At 66.3% G+C, this 25,380-nt stretch carries 25 protein-coding genes; 18 read left to right on the forward strand and 7 right to left on the reverse strand.

What is annotated here, in order from left to right; translation table 11 throughout:
- Positions 1-2: 2 nt before the first annotated feature.
- The 4 genes from AC5P99_RS18480 (at position 3) to hemC (ending at position 3,894) form a co-directional block, all read left to right on the forward strand.
- A complete protein-coding gene (locus tag AC5P99_RS18480) occupies positions 3-662 on the forward strand; it encodes an alpha/beta hydrolase (RefSeq protein WP_049450392.1) in 660 nt (219 codons plus the stop codon).
- 3 nt (positions 663-665) lie between these two features.
- Positions 666-1,709: a sensor histidine kinase gene (locus tag AC5P99_RS18485; protein WP_171040179.1), complete on the forward strand. Its 1,044-nt coding sequence runs from the start codon at positions 666-668 to the stop codon at positions 1,707-1,709.
- A 10-nt stretch (positions 1,710-1,719) separates the two neighbouring features.
- Positions 1,720-2,451 (forward strand): LytR/AlgR family response regulator transcription factor, encoded by a 732-nt coding sequence (locus AC5P99_RS18490; protein ID WP_005411148.1) that lies wholly within the window; start codon positions 1,720-1,722, stop codon positions 2,449-2,451.
- Positions 2,452-2,982: 531 nt separating this feature from the next.
- On the forward strand, positions 2,983-3,894 hold the full coding sequence (gene hemC / locus AC5P99_RS18495; RefSeq protein WP_099606025.1) for a hydroxymethylbilane synthase: 912 nt from the start codon (positions 2,983-2,985) through the stop codon (positions 3,892-3,894).
- 71 nt (positions 3,895-3,965) lie between these two features.
- On the opposite strand, the gene AC5P99_RS18500 is transcribed toward hemC, so the two are convergent.
- Positions 3,966-4,742, reverse strand: coding sequence for a DUF481 domain-containing protein (locus AC5P99_RS18500; RefSeq protein WP_005411146.1), 777 nt, complete (start codon positions 4,740-4,742; stop codon positions 3,966-3,968).
- Positions 4,743-4,848: 106 nt separating this feature from the next.
- On the reverse strand, positions 4,849-5,451 hold the full coding sequence (locus tag AC5P99_RS18505) for a LolA-like protein (RefSeq protein ID WP_049450396.1): 603 nt from the start codon (positions 5,449-5,451) through the stop codon (positions 4,849-4,851).
- A gap of 81 nt (positions 5,452-5,532) precedes the next feature.
- Between AC5P99_RS18505 and AC5P99_RS18510 the strand changes: the two genes are divergently transcribed.
- A complete protein-coding gene (locus AC5P99_RS18510) occupies positions 5,533-6,504 on the forward strand; it encodes a helix-turn-helix transcriptional regulator (protein ID WP_005411144.1) in 972 nt (323 codons plus the stop codon).
- Between the two features lie 26 nt (positions 6,505-6,530).
- Complete coding sequence (locus tag AC5P99_RS18515) at positions 6,531-7,325, forward strand: MetQ/NlpA family ABC transporter substrate-binding protein (protein WP_012481327.1); 795 nt, start codon at positions 6,531-6,533, stop codon at positions 7,323-7,325.
- Positions 7,326-7,431: 106 nt separating this feature from the next.
- Here AC5P99_RS18515 and glpK read toward each other — a convergent pair whose 3' ends face one another.
- The 3 genes from glpK to AC5P99_RS18530 form a co-directional block, all read right to left on the reverse strand.
- Entirely contained in the window at positions 7,432-8,931 is a 1,500-nt protein-coding gene (gene glpK, locus AC5P99_RS18520; protein WP_495213416.1) for a glycerol kinase GlpK, read from the reverse strand.
- Between the two features lie 106 nt (positions 8,932-9,037).
- Positions 9,038-10,543, reverse strand: coding sequence for a glycerol-3-phosphate dehydrogenase (gene glpD / locus AC5P99_RS18525; protein ID WP_049450398.1), 1,506 nt, complete (start codon positions 10,541-10,543; stop codon positions 9,038-9,040).
- A 188-nt stretch (positions 10,544-10,731) separates the two neighbouring features.
- A complete protein-coding gene (locus AC5P99_RS18530; RefSeq protein ID WP_495213417.1) occupies positions 10,732-11,367 on the reverse strand; it encodes an OmpW/AlkL family protein in 636 nt (211 codons plus the stop codon).
- 186 nt (positions 11,368-11,553) lie between these two features.
- Between AC5P99_RS18530 and AC5P99_RS18535 the strand changes: the two genes are divergently transcribed.
- The 3 genes from AC5P99_RS18535 (at position 11,554) to lpdA (ending at position 15,872) form a co-directional block, all read left to right on the forward strand.
- A complete protein-coding gene (locus AC5P99_RS18535) occupies positions 11,554-12,069 on the forward strand; it encodes a DNA-deoxyinosine glycosylase (protein WP_005411139.1) in 516 nt (171 codons plus the stop codon).
- A 167-nt stretch (positions 12,070-12,236) separates the two neighbouring features.
- Positions 12,237-13,955 (forward strand): dihydrolipoyllysine-residue acetyltransferase, encoded by a 1,719-nt coding sequence (gene aceF / locus AC5P99_RS18540; RefSeq protein ID WP_049450400.1) that lies wholly within the window; start codon positions 12,237-12,239, stop codon positions 13,953-13,955.
- A gap of 108 nt (positions 13,956-14,063) precedes the next feature.
- Positions 14,064-15,872, forward strand: a complete 1,809-nt coding sequence (lpdA, locus tag AC5P99_RS18545; RefSeq protein WP_033833955.1) for a dihydrolipoyl dehydrogenase — start codon at positions 14,064-14,066, stop codon at positions 15,870-15,872.
- Positions 15,873-16,247: 375 nt separating this feature from the next.
- Here lpdA and AC5P99_RS18550 read toward each other — a convergent pair whose 3' ends face one another.
- Entirely contained in the window at positions 16,248-17,066 is an 819-nt protein-coding gene (locus AC5P99_RS18550) for a hypothetical protein (RefSeq protein WP_032967007.1), read from the reverse strand.
- 457 nt (positions 17,067-17,523) lie between these two features.
- Between AC5P99_RS18550 and AC5P99_RS18555 the strand changes: the two genes are divergently transcribed.
- The 9 genes from AC5P99_RS18555 to AC5P99_RS18595 all read left to right on the forward strand — a co-directional run bounded on the left by AC5P99_RS18555 (position 17,524) and on the right by AC5P99_RS18595 (position 24,740).
- Positions 17,524-17,889, forward strand: a complete 366-nt coding sequence (locus tag AC5P99_RS18555; protein ID WP_006394654.1) for a hypothetical protein — start codon at positions 17,524-17,526, stop codon at positions 17,887-17,889.
- Positions 17,890-17,920: 31 nt separating this feature from the next.
- A complete protein-coding gene (gene atpB / locus AC5P99_RS18560) occupies positions 17,921-18,721 on the forward strand; it encodes a F0F1 ATP synthase subunit A (RefSeq protein WP_005411134.1) in 801 nt (266 codons plus the stop codon).
- Positions 18,722-18,794: 73 nt separating this feature from the next.
- The gene (gene atpE, locus AC5P99_RS18565; RefSeq protein ID WP_005411133.1) at positions 18,795-19,100 is read left to right on the forward strand and encodes a F0F1 ATP synthase subunit C; all 306 of its coding nucleotides are present in this window, start codon (positions 18,795-18,797) and stop codon (positions 19,098-19,100) included.
- Between the two features lie 106 nt (positions 19,101-19,206).
- Positions 19,207-19,677 (forward strand): F0F1 ATP synthase subunit B, encoded by a 471-nt coding sequence (locus AC5P99_RS18570; protein ID WP_005419512.1) that lies wholly within the window; start codon positions 19,207-19,209, stop codon positions 19,675-19,677.
- A gap of 2 nt (positions 19,678-19,679) precedes the next feature.
- Positions 19,680-20,207 carry a F0F1 ATP synthase subunit delta gene (locus AC5P99_RS18575; protein WP_005411131.1) on the forward strand — a complete coding sequence of 176 codons (528 nt, stop codon included), beginning with the start codon at positions 19,680-19,682 and terminating at the stop codon, positions 20,205-20,207.
- Between the two features lie 44 nt (positions 20,208-20,251).
- Positions 20,252-21,799, forward strand: a complete 1,548-nt coding sequence (gene atpA / locus AC5P99_RS18580) for a F0F1 ATP synthase subunit alpha (RefSeq protein ID WP_005411130.1) — start codon at positions 20,252-20,254, stop codon at positions 21,797-21,799.
- Between the two features lie 97 nt (positions 21,800-21,896).
- A complete protein-coding gene (atpG, locus tag AC5P99_RS18585) occupies positions 21,897-22,760 on the forward strand; it encodes a F0F1 ATP synthase subunit gamma (protein ID WP_005411129.1) in 864 nt (287 codons plus the stop codon).
- Positions 22,761-22,797: 37 nt separating this feature from the next.
- Positions 22,798-24,204: a F0F1 ATP synthase subunit beta gene (atpD, locus tag AC5P99_RS18590; protein ID WP_005411128.1), complete on the forward strand. Its 1,407-nt coding sequence runs from the start codon at positions 22,798-22,800 to the stop codon at positions 24,202-24,204.
- Between the two features lie 113 nt (positions 24,205-24,317).
- Positions 24,318-24,740, forward strand: a complete 423-nt coding sequence (locus AC5P99_RS18595; RefSeq protein ID WP_005411127.1) for a F0F1 ATP synthase subunit epsilon — start codon at positions 24,318-24,320, stop codon at positions 24,738-24,740.
- Positions 24,741-24,995: 255 nt separating this feature from the next.
- On the opposite strand, the gene AC5P99_RS18600 is transcribed toward AC5P99_RS18595, so the two are convergent.
- On the reverse strand, positions 24,996-25,379 hold the full coding sequence (locus AC5P99_RS18600) for a GtrA family protein (protein ID WP_049450404.1): 384 nt from the start codon (positions 25,377-25,379) through the stop codon (positions 24,996-24,998).
- Between the last annotated feature and the right edge of the window lies 1 nt (position 25,380).

A 25,380-nucleotide genomic window follows, 5' to 3' on the forward strand; every position in this document is an offset into this window, starting at 1 on the left:
TCATGCTGCAAACGGTGGAACAGGAAACCGGCGCCTCGCCACAGTGGTCGGTGATCTGGCTGCACGGGCTTGGCGCCGACGGCCACGACTTCGCGCCGATCGTGCCGGAACTGGTGCGTCCGCACTGGCCGGCGCTGCGCTTCGTGTTCCCGCACGCACCGGTGCGGCCGATCACGATCAACAACGGCGTGCCGATGCGCGGCTGGTACGACATCGTCGGGATGGACTTCCGCTCGCGTGCCGACATGGCCGGCGTGCAGGAATCGGTGCTGCAGCTGGATGCGCTGATCGCACGTGAGATCGAGCGCGGCGTCGCGCCGGAGAAGATCTTCCTGGCCGGCTTCTCGCAGGGCGGGGCGATCATCCTCACCGCTGCACTGTCGCGCACCGCGCCGCTGGCTGGCCTGATCGCACTGTCCACTTACCTGCCGGAAGCCGAGAGCGCCAGGCGCGTTGACGGTGCGGTGCAGGTGCCGGTGTTCATGGCCCATGGCAGCAGCGACCCGGTGATTCCGCAGGCGGTGGCCGTACACAGCGCGCAGGCCCTGCAGGCGCTGGGCCTGGAGGTGGAGTGGCACAGCTACCCGATGGCCCACCAGGTCTGCGCCGAAGAGATCCAGGCGCTGGGTGACTGGCTGCAGGAACGGTTGGGCGCTGCCTGAGCCATGCCCCCGGCCAGCACATCGCCGTGGATGCCGGAACTGTGCCGCCTGCCGCGGCTGGCGGCGATGCTTGGCCTGGCCCAGCTGGTAGTGGTGGTGCTGGCGCTGGCGCCCGATGGCAGCCGCCACTGGACCTTCGGCGAGCTGCTGTCGGCCAGCGGCTTCGCGCTGTGGCTGGCGCTGGCGGTGACCGCCAGCCTGTGCCTCCTGCGGCAGGCACTGTCGAGGCTGCCGCAGGTGCTGGGCGCTGTCGCGGCGATCGTGCTGGCGACCCTGATCGCCGTGGTCTGTGCCGGCATCGTGCATGCACTGTACGCGGTGCTGGGCGACAACTTCGCCCGCGGCATCAGCTTCTGGCGCTTCACCCTGGGCAGTGCGGCAACCACGGCACTGATCGCCGCACTTGCCCTGCGCTACTTCTATGTGAGCGATCGCTGGGCCGCGCAGGTGCAGGCCAACGCGCGTGCCCAGGCCGACGCGCTGCAGGCGCGGATCCGGCCGCACTTCCTGTTCAACAGCATGAACCTGATTGCCAGCCTGCTGCATCGCGATCCGGCGGTGGCCGAACGCGCGGTGCTGGATCTGTCCGATCTGTTCCGTGCTGCCCTGGGCGCGGGCGAGGGCGACTCCACCCTGCGTGACGAATGCGAGCTGGCCGAGCGCTATCTGTCGATAGAGTCGCTGCGCCTCGGCGAGCGTCTGCAGGTGCGCTGGCAGCGCGATGAGCCGCTGCCGTGGGACCTGCCACTGCCGAGGCTGGTACTGCAGCCGCTGGTGGAAAACGCAGTGCTGCATGGCATTTCGCGGCTGCCCGAGGGCGGCACCATCGAATTGCAGCTGGTGCGCGAGGGCAACGAGCTGCAGATCCGCGTGCGCAATCCCGCGCCCGATCCGCAGGCGCCGGGGTTGGCGCTGGCGCGTGGTGCCGGCCATGCCCAGCACAGCATCGCTCATCGGCTGGCCTGGCGCTTCGGCGCCGCCGCGCGGATGACGGCTGGCTGGAGCGAGGGCTACTATGCCTGCCAGGTGACAGTGCCGATCCAGTGAGGGGACGACCGTGAGGGTAGTCATCGCCGATGACGAACCGCTGGCGCGGGAACGCCTGCGCAGCCTGCTGGCGGCGCAGGACGGGGTGGACGTGGTGGCCGAGGCCGGCAACGGCGAGCAGGCCCTGCATGCGTGCGCGGAGCTGCAGCCGGACCTGGTCCTGCTGGATATCGCCATGCCCGGGCTGGACGGCCTGGAAGCCGCCCGCCACCTGGCCAGCTTCGAGCCGCGCCCGGCGGTGGTGTTCTGCACGGCTTATGACGCGCATGCGCTGTCGGCGTTCGAGGCGGCGGCCATCGATTACCTGATGAAGCCGGTCCGCGCCGAGCGCCTTGCCGCAGCGATCGCACGTGCACGGACGTTCCTGGCCGGCCGCGACGGCCAGCCGCAGGACAGCGGCGGGCAGCAGGCCCGCAGCATGCTGTGCGCACGCCTGCGTGGCAGCCTGCGGCTGATCCCGCTGGACGACATCCACTACCTGCAGGCGGAAGAGAAGTACGTGGTGGTGCACCATGCGCGCGGCGAGGACCTGATCGAGGAGTCGCTGAAGTCGCTGGAGGAAGAGTTCGCCAGCCGCTTCATCCGCATCCATCGCAACTGCCTGGTGGCGCGCCACGAGCTGGTGGAGCTGCGTCGAGGATCGGGTGGTCAAGTGCAGGCGGTGCTGCGGCATGGCAAGCAGCCGCTGGAAGTCAGCCGCCGCTGCGTGGCGACGCTGAAGCAGGAATTGCGGCATCTGTGAGTGGTCCGCGCGGCCTGCGGCCGCGACTGCTTACGAGCAACGTCTGAAGCAACAGCAACAGCAACAGCAGATTGTCGGCTCTGTGTTGTTGCGTGTTGGGTGAGGCGGGAAGGGCGGGCGGGACACGCCGTAAACCCATCCATGGGGGCTCGATGGCGCCATCCATGGCGCCAACGGTCCCGCCCGCCCTTCCCGCCTCACCCTCGCGAATTTCCCGGTGACGGACGGCAAAGGCATTGTTTTTATCGGGTGGGGGAAGCAATCGGCTGTTGCCTTTGCTTCTGCTTTTTCCTTTTTTTGATCTTCCGTGGCTGGCGCGCACGGAAACTGTCAGAGGCCGGGCGGGGTGGGCTGCGCAGGGGCGTGAGCCGCATGGATGCGGCGACCGAGCTTACATGGATGTACTTGCAGCGTCCCCTGCGTGGCCCACTCCGCCCGGCCACGCGCGGCTGTTGCTTTCATGACCCCTCCACCAGCCACGAGGGGCTCCGCCGTTGGCCGTATCCGCGCCGAAGGCGCGATAATGACCGGATGGAAACCGTCCGCATCGCCACCCGCAAGAGCCCGCTCGCCCTCTGGCAGAGCGAACACGTCGCCGACCGCCTGCGCCAGGCCCATCCCGGCTTGCATGTGGAACTGGTGCCGATGAGCACCCGCGGCGACGAAGTGCTCGACCGTTCGCTGGCCGCCATCGGTGGCAAGGGCCTGTTCCTGAAGGAGCTGGAGCTGGCCATGCTGCGCGGTGAGGCCGACTGCGCGGTGCACTCGCTGAAGGATGTGCCGATGGAACTGGACACGCCGTTCGCGTTGCCGGCAATGCTGACCCGCCACGATCCCGCCGATGGCTTCGTTTCCAACCTGTACGCCTCGCTGGACGCGCTGCCGATCGGTGCGCGGGTCGGGACCTCGTCGCTGCGTCGCCAGGCGCAGCTGCGCGCGCTGCGACCGGACCTGGAACTGCTCGACCTGCGCGGTAACGTCAACACCCGGCTGGCCAAACTCGACAACGGTGGCTACGACGCCATCGTGCTGGCCGTGGCCGGCCTGGAGCGTCTGGGTCTGGGCGAGCGCATCGTCGCGCGCCTGCAACCGCCGCAGTGGCTGCCAGCCCCGGCGCAGGGCGCGGTGGCGGTGGAGTGCGATAGTGGCAATGCGCGTCTGATGGCGTTGTTCGCCCCGCTTGATGACGCGGCCACGCGTGCCTGCGTGGAAGCCGAGCGGGCGATGAACCGTGCGTTGCATGGCAGCTGCCACGTGCCGGTGGCGGCCATCGCGCAGTGGCAGGGCGATGACCTGCACCTGCAGGGGCTGGTTGGCAGCGCCAGCGACGGCCGTGCGGTGCGCGCCGAGGCCGTGGGCCCAGGCAGTGATCCGGAAGCGCTGGGCCAGCAAGTGGCGAAGATGCTGCTGGATGCCGGTGCCGGCGAACTGCTGAACGTCTGAGCCATCGCAGGTCGTGCCGGCCAGCGGCCGGCACTACCGGAAGAAGAACGGGCGCCCTTGGCGCCCGTTTCTTACTTGAACTTGTAGACCACGTTCATCGTGGTCAGCGTATCGGTCTTGCGCTTGTCCTCGGCCACGTCACTGTTGTAACGCGCCTGCCAGCCGGCCTTCAGCGCCAGGTGCTCGTTCATGCTCACCGACACGCCGAAGTCGTTCTGGCCGAAGGTGTTGTACGAACCGGATTCGACCAGCAGGGTGTTGACCAGGTCGGTGTTGTCGGTCAGCGAGTACTTCATGTCGAACAGGCCGCGGCCGATCATGCCGGTGCGGGTGCGGTCGTCCTCGGTGCTGTGGGTGCGGCGCACACCGGGGCCGATCTGCGCGTCGAACGAGAAGCGCTCGGTGTTCCACAGGCGGGTGCCGTAACCCAGACCGAACGAGCTCTGGCGGTCGTAGGTGGCGAAGTCGTCGCGCTCTGTACGCACCGTGGCCGTCAGCTGGCGGTGCTCGCCCAGCTGCAGCGCGCTGCCGGCACTGCCGGTGTAGCGGTTGGCGGTGGTGTTGTTGCGGCGGGTGGTGGTGCCGTCGTCGCGGGTCTCGGTCACCTTGGAGCTGGAACGCAGGCCGGCCAGGTCCATGCTGTGCACCCAGTCGCCGTCGGTGTAGCGCAGGCGCAGGCGGCCGTTGAAGCTCTCGGTGCTGCTGTTGCCGCGTGCCGAGGCGAAGCCGAGCTCGCCGCCGCTGCCGCTCCACGGCGAAGACATCGCCGCCAGTTCGGAGGCATCCTGTGCATACGCGAGCGGCGCGCACAGCAGCAGGGGGATCAGCAGGGACACGCGCAGGGACATCGGGGCTTCTCCGAAGCGGTTGACAGCCGGTGATGATACTGGAAGCGTGATGGCGGTCAGAATCGATCCAAGGCGCGCTTCAGCAGACGTTGCCGCGGACGCCTATTCAGGGCAGATCGATACGCAATGCCGGGTCGTTGAAGCGCGAATAGCGCAGGCGCAGCTGGAAACTGCGGCCATTGCTGCTGCCGCTGCGCACGATCTGCCGTGGCAGGCCCTGGGCGTCCACCCAGTACTCCAGGCGTTCGCCGGCCTGCGCGCCGCGCAGGCGGTAGTGACGGGTCTCGACTCCATCCAGCGATTGGCTGCCCAGGTCTTCGGCCTGCAGCTCGGCAGGCAGGGCGTCGGCCGGCAAGGGATTGCGCCACTGCTCCAGCAGGCCCGGCGGGGTGGGAACCTGGCGGATCGCACCGTCGGCCTGCAGGAACATGGTGTCGCCAATGATCGTCTGCGGCCCGCCCGGGGTCTGCACCCGGAAGCGGTCGGGAGCGACGAAGTCCATGGCACTGCGCACCGGCTGCGGCGCGCCCAGCACCTCCAGCTCGGCATGGAAACTGCCCAGGGCAGCAAAGCGTTGGCTGGCGCCCAGTACGGCCTGGGCCGGATCTGCCGCGGGCACGGGGGCTTCGGTCCTGGCCGGCGCCGGTGCGCGATCGCAGGCAGCCAGCAGCAGGCAGACCAGCAGGGACAGGGCGGGCAACCGGCGCATCGGGCATTCCATGGGGGTGGGGGCGACCACGATAGCCCAAACGTCCCACACAAGACCCGCGACTCGGACATAATCGGGGGTATGGACCGATACGAACGCATCACCGCCCTGCATCGTCTGCTCAAGTCCGCGCGCTATCCGGTGACGGTGGCGACCCTGCAGGACAAGCTCGGTTGTTCCCGTGCCACCGTCTACCGCGACCTGGCCTTCCTGCGCGATGCGCTGATGGCACCGATCGAGGGCGACGGCGAGGCCGGCTTCCGCTACCAGGCCGACGAGAGCGACCGCTTCGAACTGCCTGGCCTGTGGCTCAGCTCGGAGGAGCTGCACGCCCTGCTGGCCTCGCAGCACCTGCTGGCGCGTACCGGCGGCGGCGTGCTGTCCTCGGTGCTGGCGCCGCTGCAGCAGCGTATCGAGAGCCTGCTGGCTGCCCAGGCCGGTGTCTCCAACTGGCCGGTGGACCGTGTGCGGGTAATCCCGCACCGCGGCCGCAAGTTCGATGAAGGCAGCTTCCGCAGCGTGGCCTCGGCGGTGCTGGAGCGCCGCCAGCTGGCGTTCGAGTACCGTGCCCGTTCCACCGACGAGCCGACCAAGCGCACCGTCTCGCCGCAGCGCCTGACCCATTACCGCGACAACTGGTACCTGGATGCCTGGGACCATGACCGCGAAGCCCTGCGCAGCTTCGCCGTGGACCGCATCCACAAGGCGCGCGTGGTCGACAGTACTGCGCGTGACGTCGCCGACAGCGAGCTGGACGAGCAGCTGGGTGCCAGCTACGGCATCTTCTCCGGTGCGCCGAAGGGCTGGGCGACCATCCTGTTCAGTGCCAAGGCCGCGCGCTGGGTGGCCGACGAGCATTGGCACTCCAAGCAGCAGGGCCGCTTCCTTGCCGATGGCCGCTATGAACTGAAGGTGCCGTACAGCGTCTCACGCGAACTGCTGATGGACGTGCTGCACTACGGCTCGGATGCCGAAATCGTCGAGCCGGTGATGCTGCGCGAGCAGGCCAAGGCGCTGCTTGAGCTGGCCCTGAGCAACTACGAAAAATCCTGACACTCCCCCCGAGAACTCCTCCGCCCATGAAGAAGACCCTGTTGCTGCCCCTGCTCGCCGCTGCGCTGGCCCTGACCGCCTGCGGCAAGTCCGGCGAGCCCTCGCAGAAGCTGGTGGTGGCCGCCACGGCCGTGCCGCATGCCGAGATCCTTGAGGTGGTCAAGCCGATCCTCAAGCAGGAAGGCGTGGACCTGGACGTGCGCGTGTTCAACGACTACGTGCAGCCCAACGACCAGCTGGTGCAGAAGCAGGTGGACGCCAACTACTTCCAGACCGAGCCGTACCTGGATGCCTACAACCGCGATCGCAAGACCGATCTGGTGAAGGTGATCGGCGTGCATATCGAGCCGTTCGGTGCCTATTCGCGCAAGGTCAAGTCGCTGGCCGAGCTGCGCGACGGTGCCGACGTGGTGATCCCGAACGACCCGAGCAACAACAGCCGCGCGCTGATCCTGCTGCACAAGGCCGGCGTGATCGAGCTGAAGGATCCGGCCAACGCGCTGTCGACCCTGCGTGACATCACCGCCAACCCGAAGAACCTGAAGTTCCGCGAGCTGGACTCGGCGATGCTGCCGCGCGTGCTGGACCAGGTCGACCTGGCCCTGATCAACACCAACTACGCGCTGGATGCGGGCCTCAACCCGACCAAGGATGCACTGGCGATCGAGAGCAAGGACTCGCCGTACGTGAACTTCCTGGTCGCGCGGCCGGACAACAAGGACGACGCCCGCGTGCAGAAGCTGGCCAAGGCCCTGACCAGCCCGCAGGTGAAGGCTTTCATCGAGACCAGGTACAAGGGCGCGGTGCTGCCGGCGTTCTGACCGGCGCTACGGACGTTCTGGCCATGCGGTCGTGCCGGCCACTGGCCGGCAATCTGCAAACGCCGCCAAGGATCATGGGGTTGCCGGCCAGCGGCCGGCACGACCTTCAGTCGACGTGGAAGGCGAGGGTGGCCGCCACGGCCTGCTGCCAGCCTGCATAGAGTTTCTCGCGCCGCGCCACTTCCATCTGTGGCTCGAAGCGCCGGTCCAGGCCCCATTGCGCGGCGATCTGCTCGCGGCTGGACCAGAACCCGACGGCCAGACCGGCCAGGTAGGCCGCGCCCAGCGCGGTGGTCTCGGTCAGCCGCGGCCGCAGCAGAGGCACCCCAAGGATGTCGGCCTGGAAGCCGGCCAGGAAATCGTTGCCGATCGCACCGCCGTCGGCGCGCAGTTCGGTCAGCGCGATGCCCGCATCGGACTGCATCGCATCAAGCACGTCGCGGGTCTGGTAGGCCATCGCCTCCAGCGCGGCACGCACGAAGTGTGCCTTGCGGGTGCCACGGGTCAGGCCGAACATCGCGCCGCGCACATCGCTGCGCCAGTAGGGCGCGCCCAGGCCGACGAATGCTGGCACCAGATACGCGCCGCCGCTGTCCGGCACCTGCGCGGCCAGTGCCTGGCTGTCGCTGGCACGCTCGATCATGCGCAGGCCGTCACGCAGCCACTGCACCACCGAGCCGGCGATGAAGATCGAGCCTTCGAGTGCATATTCCACGCGCCCGTCCAGGCCCCAGGCAATGGTGGTCAGCAGGCCGTTGCGCGAGCGCACCGCCTGCGTGCCGGTGTGCATCAGCATGAAGCAGCCGGTGCCATAGGTGTTCTTGACCATGCCCGGCTGGAAGCAGGCCTGGCCGAACAGCGCCGCCTGCTGGTCTCCGGCGATGCCGGCGATCGGGATCGGGTGGTCGAAGAAGAACTGCGGCCGGGTGTGCGCATACACCGTGCTGGAATCGCGCACCTGCGGCAGCATCGCGCGGGGTATGTCCAGCAGCGCCAGCAGGTCGTCATCCCAGTCCAGCGTGTGGATGTTGAACAACAGCGTGCGTGCGGCGTTGCTGTAGTCGGTCACATGCGCCTGGCCGCCACTGAGGTTCCATACCAGCCAGCTGTCAATGGTGCCGAACAGCAGCTCGCCACGCTCGGCGCGTTGCTGCGCACCTTCCACGTGGTCGAGGATCCAGCGCACCTTGGTGGCGGAAAAATAGGCGTCGATCAGCAGGCCGGTGCCTTCGCGGACCAGTGCCTCATGCCCGTCGCACTTCAGTCGCTCGCAGATGGCATGGCTCTGCCGCGACTGCCAGACGATGGCGTTGTGGATCGGCTGGCCGGTGGCGCGGTCCCAGACCACGGTGGTCTCGCGCTGGTTGGTGATGCCCAGCGCGGCGATATGACGCGGGTCGATCTGTTCGCGGCTGAGCAGTTCGGTCAGCGTGGCATAGACACTGGTGAGGATCTCGCGCGGGTCATGCTCGACCCAGCCGGGCTGCGGGAAGATCTGCGCGAACTCGCGCTGCGCACTGCCGACGATGTCGCCAGCACGGTCGAACAGGATCGCGCGCGAACTGGTGGTGCCCTGGTCGATGGCCAGCACGTAGCGGGGCGTCATGCAGCGTCTCCGGTGGCGATGGGGAAATCCTAATGCATCGATCGCGTCGCGCGCGGCCACCCTGGTAGCTGCCAACCTTGGTTGGCACACGTGGCAACACGGGGGGTCAGAGCCCTTTCCCTGGGAAAGGGATCCGACCCCCCATCCACGCCTGCAGCCGCGCCACCTGCGCCGCATCCAGCCGCAGCCCCAGCTTGCTCCGCCGCCACAGCACGTCCTCGGCGCTACGCGCCCATTCGTGGTCGCGCAGGAAAGCCACTTCCCGCGCATGCAGGCCGCCGCCAAAGTCCTCGCCGAGATCGTTCACACCCCTCAGGCCGTGCAGCAGCTCCGCGCTGCGGCTGCCGTAGGCGCCGGCCCAGCGGCGCGCAATCTCTGCGGGCAGCCACGGTGCCAGTGCCTGCAGGCGCGAGCACGCCTGCGTGGCGTCGCCCCAGTCGCTGCCCGGCAGTGGGTGGCCCGTTGCCGTCCATGCCGGTCCCATCTGCGGCAGGGCGGGGCGCAGCAGGTCCAGCGCTTCTTCGGCCAGCACGCGGTACGTGGTCAGCTTGCCGCCCAGCACATGCAGCGCGGGCGCCGGGTCGGACTGCAACTGCAGGCGGTAGTCACGGCTCAGCTTCGCTGCACGCGGATCTGGATCGGCAAGTAGCGGGCGTACCCCTGCGAACTGCCAGACCACGTCCTGCGGGGTGATCGGCTCGCGCAGGTAGTGGTTGGCGGCCTCGCACAGGTAAGCCACCTCCGAAGGCAGCACGCTGCACCGGGCCGGGTCGCCACGGTAGTCGGTGTCGGTGGTGCCGACCAGCAGGTGGTCGTGGGCGAACGGCAGCAGGAACACCACGCGGCCATCGGGCTGCTGAAGCAGGCAGGCGCTGTCGTCGGGCCAGGGCCGGCGCAGCACGATGTGGCTGCCCTGTACCAGGCGCAGGGCGGGGCCGCCATCGCGCGCCTGCATACGTTCCAGCAGGCCTCCTGCCCAAGGGCCGGCTGCATTGGCAACGGCCTGGGCGATCACCGTTTGCTGCCGGCCGTCGGTGGCTTCCAGCGTGGCCTGCCAACGGCCCAGCACAGGGCGCAGTTCAATGCAGCGGCTGCGCACATGTACCCGTGCGCCACGCCGGGCGGCATCCAGCGCATTGAGCAGTACCAGCCGCGCGTCATCGACCTGCGCATCGGCGTAGCTGAAGGCCTGCCGCAGCGCCGGGGAGAGCCAGGGGCCAAGCGGGTCGCGTTGCAGGTCCAGTGCGCGCGAGGCGGGAAAACTCGGGCTGCGCCGGCCCAGATGGTCATACAGCCACAGGCCCGCGCGCAGCATCCAGCGCGGTCGCAGGTGGGGTTCCCATGGCAGCACGAAGCGCAACGGACGGACCAGATGGGGGGCCTGGCGCCGCACCACTTCGCGTTCACCCAGTGCCTTGCGCACCAGTCCGAACTCGCCCTGTTCAAGGTAGCGCAGGCCGCCGTGGATCAGTTTGCTGCTGGCGCTGGAGGTGTGTGCGGCCAGGTCATCCTGCTCGCACAACAGCACCCGCAGGCCGCGGCCGGCCGCATCGCGGGCGATGCCGGCGCCGTTGATGCCGCCACCGATCACCAGCAGGTCGACGTCGTCCATCGCGTCTCCGTGTCCTGTGTGTGCGTAGAGTCGACTGACAGTTGACTGCCTTTTGTAGAGTCGAGCCATGCTCGACTTTTGAAAGAGCAGTCGACTGACAGTCGACTCTACAGAACGCGGGTGACGGAAACGACGACGGGCCCCGCAGGGCCCGTCGCGTTACATCAGTGAAGCCGGTGCTGCCTGGATCAGAAGCGGGCACCGATGCCGAAGCCGACGGTCCACGGATCCATCTTGGCTTCGCCGATCTTCTCGCCGCCGACCTTCACGTCCGGACGCGAACGCATGTAGCGGGCATCGGCACGGGCGAACCAGGTGGAGTTGATGTTCATGTCCACGCCGACGGTGCCGATCACGCCCTTGGCGTCCTTGAGGCGGATGTCGGAGCTGCTGCCGTCGGCCAGCGTTTCATTGCTGAAGCTGGACTGGTAGTAGCCCACGCCCACGAACGGACGGAACACGTTGTCAGCCTGGCCGAAGTGGTACTGGCCGCTCAGCGCGACCGGCTGCTGCTCGACGTTGCCCAGGCGGGCATTGTTCGGGCCCTTCACCTTGTGGTCGAACTTGTCGGCGGCGCCCCACAGTTCAACGGCCCAGTTGTCGTTGACGTAGTAGCTGAAGCTGACGGTCGGCGCCGGGCCACCATCGACCTTCTTGATGCCGTCGATCGGATCATTCTTCGGCTGCAGCAGCGCGACGCCGCCAACCACGGCAAAATGCTTGCCCGAAGCGGTATCGGTGGAGCTGCTGTCCTGGGCGAAAGCGGCCGGCGCGAAGGCGGCGGAGGTCAGCAGGGCGAGACTCAGGATACGGATGGAGCGCATGGGGGTATCTCCTAATGTTTCTTGTTTTGGGCCCCCGGTTGCGGGGCGAGCACACCGTAGTCGCCTCAACATGAATCGAATCCGACGCGCGTTAAAAAATAGTTTTCCTTGTTCAGCGATCAGCGCGAAAAGCCTGTATCCATGGGGTTTCTGGTCGTCAGTGGCATTCATTCAGTTGGAGAAGATGTGAGCGCGGCAACGCTGTGCGTCGGCCTGCAAGCGCAGGTGAACGTGGATTGCAGGGTGCTGCTGCTGGGTTCGATGCCAGGCGTGGCATCCCTCCAGGAGCAGCGTTACTACGCGCATCCGCGCAACCGCTTCTGGCCGCTGATGGCCGATATCTGCGGTTTCGACGCGGCTCTGCCCTATGTGCAACGGCTGCAGGCGTTGAACGCCGCGGGCATCGGCCTGTGGGATGTGATCGGCCGCTGCGAGCGGCGCGGCAGCCTGGATGCCGACATCGTGCGTGGCACGGAAGTGGCCAATGCGCTGCCGGAACTGATCGCCACGCTGCCTGAGCTGAAGCTGATCGGCTGCAATGGTGGTGCCTCGCTGCAGGCATTCCAGCGCTGGGTGCTGCCACGGCTGGAAACCCCGCCGAAGCTGGTCGCATTGCCGTCGACCAGCCCTGCCAATGCGGCGTGGTCGTTGCCGCGCCTGCGCCAGGCCTGGCAGCCGGTGGCCGACGCGCGGGCGACATGAAGCGGACATCGTCCGGACAATACGCTACCGACTGGTCGCGGCCGCGACCCATGGGCAACAGCCTGTCCCGGCTGCGTGCGTACTGAAAACACCTGTAACGGTTGGCGCTGGACCCCGCTGGCCGCACAATAGACGTTTCCCTACACCAGATTGCCGGAGTTATCCCCATGGCCGAAATCAAGGAAGCACTTGTCCCCGATATCGGTGACTACAGCGATATCCCGGTAATCGAGGTGCTTGTCGCCGTCGGCGACACGGTCAAGAAGGACCAGGGCCTGGTGACGCTGGAAAGCGACAAGGCGACCATGGAAGTGCCGTCCTCGGTGGCTGGCGTGGTCAAGGAACTGAAGGTCAAGGTCGGCGACAGCCTGTCCGAAGGCAAGGTCGTGGCCCTGATCGAAGTGGCCGCAGGCGAAGCCGAAGCCGCCAAGCCGGCGGCTGCCGCGCCGGCACCGGCCAAGGCCGCTGCCCCGGCTGCCGCCACCCAGAGCGCACCGGCCCCGGCCGCAGCTGCGCCGGCCGCCCCGGCTGCCAGCGGTGGTGCGGTTGAAGCGCTGGTGCCGGATATCGGCGACTACGCCGGCATTCCGGTCATCGAAGTGCTGGTCGCCGTCGGCGACACGGTCAAGAAGGACCAGGGCCTGGTCACGCTGGAAAGCGACAAGGCCACCATGGAAGTGCCGTCGTCGGTGGCCGGCGTGGTCAAGGAGATCAAGGTCAAGGTCGGCGACACTCTGTCGCAGGGCAATGTGGTCGCCATCATCGAGGCCGAGGGCGCTGCCGCGCCGGCGCCGACCAAGGCGGCCGCTGCGGCCGCTCCGGCTGCCGCCGAGACCGCCACCAAGGTCGAGCCGGTCGCTGTGCCGGTGCAGCCGGACAAGCTGGCGGCCCGCGAGATCGCCTCGGCCGGTACCCCGTCCAGCCCGCCGGTGCAGTTCAACGCCGATGGCGTGCTGCCGGCCAAGGTGCCGTATGCCACCCCGGCGGTGCGTGTGTTCGCCCGCGAACTGGGCGTGGACCTGCTGCAGATCAACGGCACCGAGAAGGGTGGCCGCATCACCAAGGGTGACGTGCAGAAGTTCGTCAAGGCCGCGCTCAGTGGTGGCGTGCCGGCTGCCGGCGGTGCTGCTGTCGCTGCCGGTGGTGGCCTGAACCTGCTGCCGTGGCCGAAGGTCGACTTCAGCAAGTTCGGCGAGACCGAAGTGCAGCCGCTGTCGCGCATCAAGAAGATCTCGGGTGCGAACCTGGCCCGCAACTGGGCGATGATCCCGCACGTCACCCAGTTCGAGCAGGCCGACATCACCGACCTGGAAGGCCTGCGCGTGGCGCTGAACAAGGAGAACGAGAAGGCCGGCATCAAGCTGACCATGCTCGCCTTCCTGATCAAGGCCAGCGCCGCAGCGCTGAAGAAGTTCCCGGAGTTCAACGCCTCGCTCGATGCCAGCGGTGAAAACCTGACCCTGAAGAAGTACTTCCACATCGGCTTCGCCGCCGACACGCCGAACGGCCTGGTCGTGCCGGTGATCCGCGACGTGGACAAAAAGGGCGTGGTGCAGATCGCGCAGGAAACCGGCGAACTGGCCAAGAAGGCTCGCGACGGCAAGCTCGGCCCGGCCGACATGAGCGGCGGCTGCTTCTCGATCAGCTCGCTGGGCGGCATCGGCGGCACCGCGTTCACCCCGATCGTCAATGCACCGGAAGTGGCCATCCTCGGCGTCTCCAAGTCGTCCATCCAGCCGGTCTGGAACGGCAAGGAATTCGCACCGAAGCTGATGCTGCCGCTGTCGCTGAGCTACGACCACCGCGTCATCGACGGCGCCCTGGCCGCACGCTTCACCACGTACCTGTCCCAGGTACTGGCCGACATGCGCCGCGTGCTGCTGTAAGGCACCCGCTTCGCCCCCACCGTGCGGCCGCAGCCCCTGGCGCGGCCGCGTGAACAGATGCAGTGACAGCCCACCGGCCATGCCGGGCGGGCATGAGGAAAACCCACCATGGCCACGATTGAAGTCAAGGTTCCCGACATCGGCGATTACAGCGATGTGCCGGTGATCGAAGTGTTGGTCGCCGTCGGCGACACGGTGAAGAAGGACCAGGGTCTGGTGACCCTGGAATCGGACAAGGCCACCCTGGAAGTGCCGTCCTCGGCTGCCGGCGTGGTCAAGGAAATCAAGGTCAAGCTGGGCGACACCCTGTCCGAAGGCGCCGTGGTCGTGGTGCTGGACGCTGAAGGCGCCGCCGAAGCCCCGGCCAAGGCCGCTGCGCCGGCTCCGGCTGCAGCCGCTCCGGCCAGCAAGCCGCCGGTGACCCCGTCGCACCGCGCCCCGGCCGAACCGGCTGCGCCGAAGCCGGCGCTGTCCAGCGGCAAGCCGGCCGACATCGAATGCGAGATGGTCGTGCTGGGCTCGGGCCCGGGCGGCTACACCGCCGCCTTCCGCGCTGCCGACGTCGGTCTGGATACGGTGCTGGTCGAACGCTACGCCAGCCTCGGCGGCGTCTGCCTCAACGTGGGTTGCATTCCGTCCAAGGCGCTGCTGCACGCCGCAGCGGTCATCGACGAAGTGGCCCATGCCGGTGATTTCGGCGTCGAGTTCGGCAAGCCGACCATCACCCTGGACAAGCTGCGCCAGTACAAGGAAAAGGTCGTCAACCAGCTGACCAAGGGCCTGGCCGGCATGGCCAAGCAGCGCAAGGTCCGCAACGTGCAGGGCGTCGGCAAGTTCATCTCGGCCAACGAGCTGGAAATCACCGCTGCTGACGGCAGCACCCAGCTGCTGCGCTTCCAGAAGTGCATCATCGCCGCCGGTTCGCAGGCGGTGAAACTGCCGAACTTCCCGTGGGACGACAAGCGCGTGATGGATTCCACCGACGCGCTGGAGCTGGCCGAAGTGCCGGGCTCGCTGCTGGTCGTCGGCGGCGGCATCATCGGCCTGGAAATGGCCACCGTGTACAGCGCGCTGGGCAGCAAGGTCACCGTGGTCGAGTTCATGGACCAGCTGATGCCGGGCGCCGACAAGGACCTGGTCAAGCCACTGGCCGACCGCCTGAAGAAGCAGGGCATCGAAGTGCACCTGAAGACCAAGGCCTCGGGCGTCACCGCCGATGCCAAGGGCATCACCGTCACCTTCGACGCCGCCGAGGAAGGCCAGGCGCCTGCGCTGGCGCAGGGCACCTTCGACCGCGTGCTGGTGGCCGTGGGCCGTTCGCCGAACGGCAGGAAGATCGATGCCGAGAAGGCCGGCGTGCAGGTCACCGACCGTGGCTTCATCCCGGTCGACCGCCAGATGCGCACCAACGTGCCGCACATCTTTGCCATCGGCGACATCGTCGGCAACCCGATGCTGGCCCACAAGGCCACGCACGAGGGCAAGCTGGCCGCTGAAGTGGCAGCCGGCCACAAGAAGGAGTGGGTCGCCCGCGTGATTCCGTCGGTGGCCTATACCAACCCGGAAATCGCCTGGGTTGGCGTGACCGAGACCGAAGCCAAGGCCAAGGGCCTGAAGGTCGGCGTGGCCAAGTTCCCGTGGGCCGCCAGTGGCCGCGCGATCGGCATCGGCCGCACCGAGGGCTTCACCAAGCTGATCTTCGACGAAGAAACCCACCGCATCATCGGCGGTGCGATCGTCGGCGTGCACGCCGGTGACCTGCTGGCCGAGATCGGCCTGGCCATCGAGATGGGTGCCGAAGCCGAAGACATCGGCCACACCATCCATGCCCATCCGACGCTGAGCGAGTCGGTGGCGATGGCGTCGGAAATCTACGACGGCACGATCACCGATCTGTACATGCCGAAGAAGAAGTAAGGCGCCCGCGCCGTTCCGAACGAAAAGCCCCGGTTTCTGCCGGGGTTTTTTGTTGGCTGCAGGAATGTCTTCGGCTGTTGTCATCGCGAGGGTCCGGGCCACTGCGCGGGTGGCAGGCATTTCGACAAATGTCCCCCGTCGCCCGCCTGTGGCGGTCGCCTCCTCCTTTACTTTGTCGAAACGCCCGCCACCCGCGCAGTGGCTCGGCTTGCGGACAGTCGAGAGCCACCGGCCAGGCCGTCTGGACGCCTGACACGCTCCCTCAAGCGCTCGACCAACCCGCTTCTGCTCTTCTGACAGGAACCCACAAAAAACGCGGCCCCGATGTTCCGGAGGCCGCGCCAGGAGAGAGGGTGCCGTGGAAGGGGCGGGGGATCAGAACACGAAGCTGATACCGGCCACCGGGCCCTTGAATTCCTGCTTCAGGCCGACAGTACCGTCGCTGCCCTTCTTGTCCACGTCCAGCTTGAACCAGTCGTAGCCGGCGAACACACCGAAGTTCTTGGTGAAGCGGTAATCGACGATGGCATTGGCGCGGCTCAGGTCGCCCTTGTAGTCATCGAAGCTGCCCCAGCGCGTGTTGAGGTACTGGCCCTGCAGCGTGATCATCCAGCGCTCGGACGGCGTGAAGGTCATGCGGGCGCCCACCACAGGTGCCACGCCATCGGCCTTCTCGTCGAGGAACTGGCCTTCGTACACCGTGCCCAGGTCGGCGTAGCCCTTGGTGCTGACCTTGGCGTACTCGCCACCGATCTGCAGGCCGAGGTCGAAGGTGTCGGTATCAACCACCGAGTAGTCATAGACCAGGCTGGCCACCTGGTACTTCAGCTCACCCTTCACGAAGCTGCCGGCCGGCACGTTCTCACCGCCGAAGGAAATGCCCTGGTCGAGGGTCTCGCGGCGGTCCTTGTCGTACTTGAAGTAGTTGAACAGGAGGCGCTGACGGTTGCTGATGCGGAACATGCCGTCGATGCGCGGCTCCCATTCCTTGCCACCCAGCTTGAAGTCCTGGTTCAGGGAGATGTCCTGGCCGGCCACGGTGGTGCTGCCGCGGAGGGTGTTGTCCGAATCGATGTTCATCGCACCCAGACGGATGGCAAAGCGGTCATCGCCTTCGGCGGCGTGGGCCGCATTGGCGAACGAGGCGCCGGCAGCGAGCAGGGAGAGGGCGAGCAGGGTGGGTACGGGGCGCATCGAAGAGTCCTTGCAGTGGTTCATCAGAATGAAGGCCACTGTGCCGGACAGGCCCGTCCACCATGCGTGAACGTATGGTCCATGGCATGTGTACGGTTCAGTGCTGTCGCGACGATGCAAAAAGATGGCCCCGGAGCCGGGCTTCGGGGCCATCGTGGGACCTGCGGGGCGGAGCCGACGAGGATGCTGCAGGCAGGTCGAATGATCGGACCGGCATGTCTGACGAAAGTTCCGCAGCCTGCGACCAAAGTTCAATAGTGCGTCGCAACATGGTGCGGACGTCATTGTCCCCGTGGTGGCACGCAAAAATGTAACCGTTACCGCAACTTGCGGCTTCCAGGGATGAACAGGGAGCGGTTGTCTCGCAAATTGTCCCATTGCTATAATTTGGCGGCTCGATGAGGCCCCCCTGCTGTAGCCGCCTCAGCCCTCCACTTGCAACCACGCGGGACGTCCTGTGCTGAACTCCGTTGATGCGGGTCGGCGACTGATGCTGCGCGCCGCGGTCTACCCGCTGGCCGCAGTGGCTGTCCTGGCCCTGGCCTTCCTGCTGGTAGGTCCGAAATACGCCCTCGGCGCGCTGGCGTCCGGTGTGGCCATTTCGGCCGGTGGCTGGGTGGCGGCACGGATGGCACTGGGCGGTGGGGCACTGGCCGCAGGATCGGCGATGGCTCGCCTGATCATTGCGATCGTGGCCAAGTGGGTCGTGGTTTTCGGCGTCCTGCTGGTGGGGTTCCTGGTCTTCAAGCTGCCTGCATTGGCGCTGTTGGCCGGTATCGCCGTCGGCTTGATGTTCCAGGTCCTGGCGATGGCCAGGCGTTGACAGAATTCAATTAACTGAAGGTTCCGGACACATGGCGGGCGAGGCTCTAACCCCTACCAGCTACATCCAGCATCACCTGCACAACCTGACCGCGCCGGTCGGCAAGGGTGAGGGTATGTTCTGGCATATCCACGTCGATACCTTCCTCACCGCGGTCCTGATGGGCCTGGTGATCGTTGTCGCGTTCTGGCTGGGCACCCGCAAGGCCACCGCCGGCGTGCCGGGCAAGTGGCAGGCCTTCGTTGAAATCTGCCTGGAGTTCGTCGACCGCCAGGCCAAGGACACCTACCACGGCAAGAGCAAGCTGGTCACGCCGATCGCCATCACCATCTTCTTCTGGATTCTGCTAATGAATCTGCTGAAGATGATCCCGGCCGATTTCATCGCCAAGCCGCTGGAATGGGCGGGCGTGCACTACTGGAAGCCGGTGCCGACCGCTGACGTCAATGCCACCCTGGGCATGGCCATCAGCGTGTTCTTCCTGATGCTGTTCTTCGCGCTCAAGTCCAAGGGCCTGGGCGGCTTCATCAAGGAATTCCTGACGGCCCCGTTCGGCAAGTGGATGATGCCGTTCAACCTGATCCTCAACATCGTCGAGTGGCTGAGCAAGCCGATCTCGCTGGCGATGCGACTGTTCGGCAACATGTTCGGCGGCGAAATCGTGTTCCTGCTGATCTGGGTGCTGGGTGGTGCCGGTTTCTTCGGTGCCATTGCCGGTGGTGTGTTCGGCCTCGGCTGGATGCTGTTCCACCTGCTGGTGATCCCGCTGCAGGCCTTCATCTTCATGATGCTGTCGATCGTGTACCTGAGCCTGTCGGAAGACGCTCACTGAGTTTCAAGCTTCAACGCGTTTCAACCTTCATCCGTTTCATCACCCTTAGCAACTTAAGTTCCTGGAGATAACCATGTACTTCGCCGTCCTGACCAACTTCGCGCAGATTCAGAGCTCCACCGCCCTTGCCGTCGGCATCATGATCGGCCTGGCCGCGCTGGGCGCCGGTCTGGGTCTGGCCATCATGGCTGGTAAGTTCCTGGAGTCGGCCGCCCGCCAGCCGGAACTGATCCCGGTCCTGCAGGTCCGCATGTTCATCACCGCCGGCCTGATCGACGCCGCGTTCATCATCTCGGTCGCCGTTGGCCTGCTGCTGGCCTTCGCCAACCCGCTGTCGGCTGCCTTCGCTGGCGCCGTCACCAAGGCTCTGGCCGGCTGATACAGCGGTTTGAGACGACCGGGTGCTGATGCACCCGGTTTCGGATGAAGGCCGGATGTGCCGCTACGGCGGCGCGTCCACCCCGAAACCAGCGATCGAGCTAACCATGAATATCAATTTCACCCTTCTTGCGCAGGCGCTGGCCTTCGCTGGTCTGATCTGGATCATCGCGACCAAGATCTGGCCGCCGCTGATGAACGCGATCGAAGAGCGCCAGCAGAAGATTGCTGAAGGCCTCGCTGCTGCCGACCGCAGCCAGAAAGATCTGGCCCAGGCGCAGGAGAAGGTCAACGAAGCGCTGAAGGAAGCACGCACCAAGGCCAACGAGATCATCGATCAGGCCCACGCGCGTGCCAACCAGATCGTTGATGCTGCGCGTAACGAAGCGATCACCGAAGCCACCCGTCAGAAGGAACTGGCCCAGGCTGAAATCGACGCCGCCGCCAACCGTGCCCGTGAAGATCTGCGCAAGCAGGTGTCCGCGCTGGCCGTGACCGGTGCCGAAAAGCTGCTCAAGCGCGAAATCGACGCCAACGCCCACAAGGCGCTGCTCGACGAGCTGGCCTCGGAGATCTAAGGATGAGCCAGGCCCTCACGCTTGCCCGCCCGTACGCCCGCGCCGCGTTCGCGACCGCGCGCGACGAAGGCGCGTTCGCGCCGTGGTCGGACGCCCTGGCGTTCTCCGCCCACGTCGCCGCCGACCCGCGCGTGGCGGCCCTGCTCGCCAACCCGGAGCTGGGTCGTGACGACGCCGTCGCCCTGCTGGCGCCGGTGTCCCACGGCGAGACCTACTCGCGCTTCCTGGCCATCCTGGCCGAATCGCATCGTCTGCCGCTGCTGCCGGAGATTTCCGGCATGTTCGACGCCCTGCGCGCCGAAGCCGAGCACGTGGTCAAGGCCACCGTCACCTCGGCCGCCGAACTGTCGGCCGGTGAGCTGGACGCGATCAAGGTCGCGCTGCGCAAGCGCTTCAACCGCGAGGTCGACGTGACCACCGCGGTCGATGCCTCGCTGATCGGCGGCGCCGTGATCGACGCCGGCGACGTGGTCATCGATGGTTCGCTGAAGGGCAAGCTGGCCCGTCTGCAGACCGCGCTCGCTAACTGAATTCATTTAACGTCCGGCCCCGCTGCCGGCACTAGGACTTGACGATGGCAACCACGCTCAACCCCTCCGAAATCAGCGAACTGATCAAGAACCGCATCGAGAAGGTCAAGCTGGCCGCGGAATCGCGCAACGAAGGCACCGTGACCAGCGTGTCCGACGGCATCGTGCGCATCTTCGGTCTGGCCGACGTGATGCAGGGCGAAATGATCGAACTGCCGAACAACACCTTCGCCCTCGCCCTGAACCTGGAGCGCGACTCGGTCGGCGCCGTGGTGCTGGGTGACTACGAGCACCTGCGCGAAGGCGACGTCGCCAAGACCACCGGCCGCATCCTGGAAGTGCCGGTCGGTCCGGAACTGCTGGGCCGCGTCGTGAACGCGCTGGGCGAGCCGATCGACGGCAAGGGCCCGCTGGGCACCGACCTGACCGCTCCGGTGGAGCGTGTTGCGCCGGGCGTGATCTGGCGCAAGTCGGTCGACCAGCCGGTGCAGACCGGCTACAAGTCGGTCGACTCGATGATCCCGATCGGCCGTGGCCAGCGCGAGCTGATCATCGGTGACCGCCAGACCGGCAAGACCGCGATGGCGATCGATGCGGTGATCAACCAGAAGGGCACCGGCATCAAGTGCGTGTACGTTGCGATCGGCCAGAAGGCTTCGACCATCGCCAACATCGTGCGCAAGCTGGAAGAGAACGGCGCGCTGGCCCACACCATCGTGGTGGCCGCGACCGCTTCCGAATCGGCTGCCATGCAGTACATCAGCGCCTACTCGGGCTGCACCATGGGTGAGTACTTCATGGACCGCGGCGAAGACGCGCTGATCGTGTACGACGATCTGTCCAAGCAGGCTGTCGCCTACCGCCAGATCTCGCTGCTGCTGAAGCGCCCGCCGGGCCGCGAAGCCTACCCGGGTGACGTGTTCTACCTGCACTCCCGTCTGCTCGAGCGCGCTGCCCGCGTGTCCGAGGAATACGTCGAGAAGTTCACCGAAGGCAAGGTCACCGGCAAGACCGGTTCGCTGACCGCGCTGCCGATCATCGAAACCCAGGCCGGCGACGTGTCCGCCTTCGTTCCGACCAACGTGATCTCGATCACCGACGGCCAGATCTTCCTGGAAACCGACCTGTTCAACGCCGGCATCCGCCCGGCCGTGAACGCCGGTATCTCGGTGTCGCGCGTCGGCGGCTCGGCCCAGACCAAGATCATCAAGAAGCTGTCCGGCGGCATCCGTATCTCGCTGGCCCAGTACCGCGAGCTGGCTGCGTTCGCGCAGTTCGCCTCGGACCTGGACGAAGCGACCCGCAAGCAGCTGGAGCGTGGCCAGCGCGTCACCGAGCTGATGAAGCAGAAGCAGTACGCGCCGATGTCGATCGCCAACCAGGCACTGTCGATCTACGCCGTCAACGAGGGTTACCTCGACGACGTGCCGGTCAACAAGCTGCTAGCGTTCGAAGAAGGCCTGCACGCCCACTTCGCCAACACCCAGGGCGAGCTGGTCAGCAAGGTCAACGCCACCGGCGGTTGGGACAACGACATCGAAGGTGCCTTCAAGAAGGGCATCGCCGAGTTCAAGACCACCGGCAGCTGGTAATCGCGGTCCTGTAGAGCGGAGCCGCTGGCTCCGCTGGACCAGATGACAAACGGTTGAACAACGCGGGGCAGCAGCCCCGCGCCACGGGAAACAAGAGATGGCAAGCGGACGCGAAATCAAAACCAAGATCAAGAGCGTGCAGAACACCCGCAAGGTGACGCGCGCCCTGGAAATGGTCTCGGCCTCCAAGATCCGCAAGGCGCAGGATCGGATGAAGACCTCGCGTCCGTACGCGCAGGCGATGAAGCAGGTGATCGGTCACCTGGCCCAGGCCAGCACCGACTACCAGCATCCGTTCCTGGTCGAGCGCGAGCAGGTCAAGCGGGTCGGCTTCATCGTGATCTCCTCCGATCGCGGTCTGGCCGGCGGCCTGAACAACAACCTGTTCCGCAAGATGCTGGGCGAAGCCAAGGCATGGCAGGACAAGGGTGCGGAAGTGGACCTGGTGACCATCGGCCAGAAGGCTTCGACCTTCTTCCGCCGCGTGAAGGTCAACATGGTCGGCAGCGTGACCCACATCGGCGACGTGCCGAAGCTGGAATCGCTGATCGGTGTGATCAAGGTCATGCTCGACGCCTTCACCGAAGGCAAGATCGACCGCGTGTACCTGGTCTACAACCGCTTCGTGAACACCATGGTGCAGAAGGCCAGCTTCGATCAGCTGCTGCCGCTGCCGCCGGCTGAGAAGCAGGTCGCTCACCACGACTGGGACTACCTGTACGAACCCGATGCCGCGACCGTGCTCGAGCACGTGATGACGCGTTACATCGAGTCGCTGGTGTACCAGGCACTGCTGGAAAACGTCGCCTCCGAGCATGCGGCACGCATGGTTGCGATGAAGGCGGCGAGCGACAACGCCAACAAGCTGATCGGCACCCTGCAGCTCGTCTACAACAAGGCGCGCCAGGCAGCGATCACCCAGGAAATCTCCGAAATCGTCGGCGGCGCGGCAGCAGTCTGACCGCGTTCGTTCAAAGCACACATTAGAGGATGCAGCAATGAGTCAGGGCAAGATCGTTCAGATCATCGGCGCGGTCGTCGACGTCGAATTCCCGCGTGAATCGGTGCCGAAGGTGTACGACGCACTGAAGGTGGAAAACACCGAGATCACCCTCGAAGTCCAGCAGCAGCTGGGCGACGGCGTGGTGCGTACCATCGCCCTCGGTTCCACCGACGGCCTGAAGCGCAACCTGGTTGCCGTCAACACCGGCCGTGGCATCTCGGTGCCGGTCGGCGCCGGCACCCTGGGCCGCATCATGGACGTGCTCGGCCGTCCGATCGACGAAGCCGGCCCGGTGGCCGCCAGCGACAGCTGGGAAATCCACCGTGCGGCCCCGTCGTACGAAGACCAGTCCCCGGCCACCGAACTGCTGGAAACCGGCATCAAGGTCATCGACCTGATGTGCCCGTTCGCCAAGGGCGGCAAGGTCGGCCTGTTCGGCGGCGCCGGCGTCGGCAAGACCGTCAACATGATGGAACTGATCAACAACATCGCCAAGGCGCACAGCGGTCTGTCCGTGTTCGCCGGCGTGGGTGAGCGTACCCGTGAGGGCAACGACTTCTACCACGAAATGAAGGACTCCAACGTCCTCGACAAGGTGGCGATGGTGTACGGCCAGATGAACGAGCCGCCGGGCAACCGTCTGCGCGTCGCCCTGACCGGCCTGACCATGGCCGAGTACTTCCGCGACGAGAAGGACGAAAACGGCAAGGGCAAGGACGTCCTGCTGTTCGTCGACAACATCTACCGCTACACCCTGGCCGGTACCGAAGTGTCGGCACTGCTGGGCCGCATGCCGTCCGCCGTGGGTTACCAGCCGACCCTGGCCGAGGAAATGGGCGTCCTGCAGGAGCGCATCACCTCGACCAAGAACGGTTCGATCACCTCGATCCAGGCCGTCTACGTTCCCGCGGACGACCTGACCGACCCGTCGCCGGCAACCACCTTCGCTCACCTGGACTCGACCGTTACCCTGTCGCGTTCGATCGCCTCGCTGGGTATCTACCCGGCCGTCGATCCGCTGGACTCCACCAGCCGCCAGATGGACCCGCTGGTCATCGGCCACGAGCACTACGACACCGCCCAGCGCGTCCAGCAGACCCTGCAGAAGTACAAGGAACTGAAGGACATCATCGCGATCCTGGGCATGGACGAACTGTCCGAAGAGGACAAGCAGGCCGTGTCGCGCGCCCGTAAGATCGAGCGATTCTTCAGCCAGCCGTTCCACGTGGCGGAAGTGTTCACCGGTTCGCCGGGCAAGTACGTGCCGCTGAAGGACACCATCCGTGGCTTCAAGGCCATCGTCGATGGCGAGTACGACCACCTGCCGGAGCAGGCGTTCTACATGGTCGGCGGCATCGAAGAAGCGGTCGAGAAGGCCAAGAAGATGGCCGAGAAGGCCTGATCCGGGGCGGGCGGGAGCGATCCTACCCGACCTGACGCCGGCGCCGGGCAACCGCCCGCGCCGGTGGACTCCCACGGTGGCATTGCGCCGCCGCGAACAGCGAAGAGATTTGCATGAGCACGATCCGTTGCGACATCGTCAGCGCCGAGCAGGAAATCTTCCGTGGCGAAGCGACCCTGGTCGTGGCCACCGGTGAGCTGGGCGAACTGGGCATCGCGCCCAAGCACGCGCCGCTGATCACCCGCCTGAAGCCGGGCAAGGTGGTGGTGACCACGCCGAATGGCGAGCAGCTGGATTTCGCCATTTCCGGCGGCATCCTGGAAGTGCAGCCGCAGGTGGTGACCGTGCTGGCCGACACCGCGATCCGCGCGCAGGACATCGACGAAGCCTCGGTCCGCAAGGCCAAGGAAGAAGCCGAGCGCATCCTGGCCAACCGCGGTGAAGCCATGGAAGTGGCCGAAGCCCAGCAGAAGCTGGCCGAAGCCGTCGTCCAGCTGCAGGCCCTGGAACGCCTGCGCAAGACCCTCAAGCACTGAGGTTCCGCGCTGCATCCACGAAAACGCCGGCCCTGCGCCGGCGTTTTTGTTCGGGTGGCTGGGTAGAGCCGACCGGGTAGATTCGACTGGGTAGAGTCGACTGTTAGTCGACTGCTCTACGTTAAGGCCGCGAAAATCCCGCGCTGCGCGCGTTAGTCGACTAACAGTCGACTCTACCAGTCCCGGTCCCCAGTCCCGATCCCCGATCCCGATCCCGATCCCGATCCCGATCCCGATCCCGATCCTGGTGCCGTCTCAGCGATACACCACGGACCGCATCAGCAGGAACGACACACACGCCAGGCCGCCTTCCACCAGCGGTTTGGCAAGCCAGGTGTACTGCAGGCCCAGCGCATGGTCCACCAGGCTCACCAGCAATGTGCTCGCCACGGTGAGCAGCAGCCATAGGCCGAAGAAGCGTGCAAATCGCTTCCATCCCAGCTTGCGGGTGCCGGCCTCGGCAAAGGTGTAGCGGCCGTTGAGCCAGAAGCCCAGCAGCATGCCGGCCAGGCGCCCGGCGATGTTGGCCGGCGCCACGGGCATGCCCAGTGCGGTGGTGACCACGAACACGAGCCAGTCGAGCAGCAGCTGCACGAGCCCGATGACGAGGTAGGCGCTTCCCTGGCGGACGAGGCTCATC

Source organism: Stenotrophomonas sp. YJH_SMC_80 (assembly GCF_059372495.1).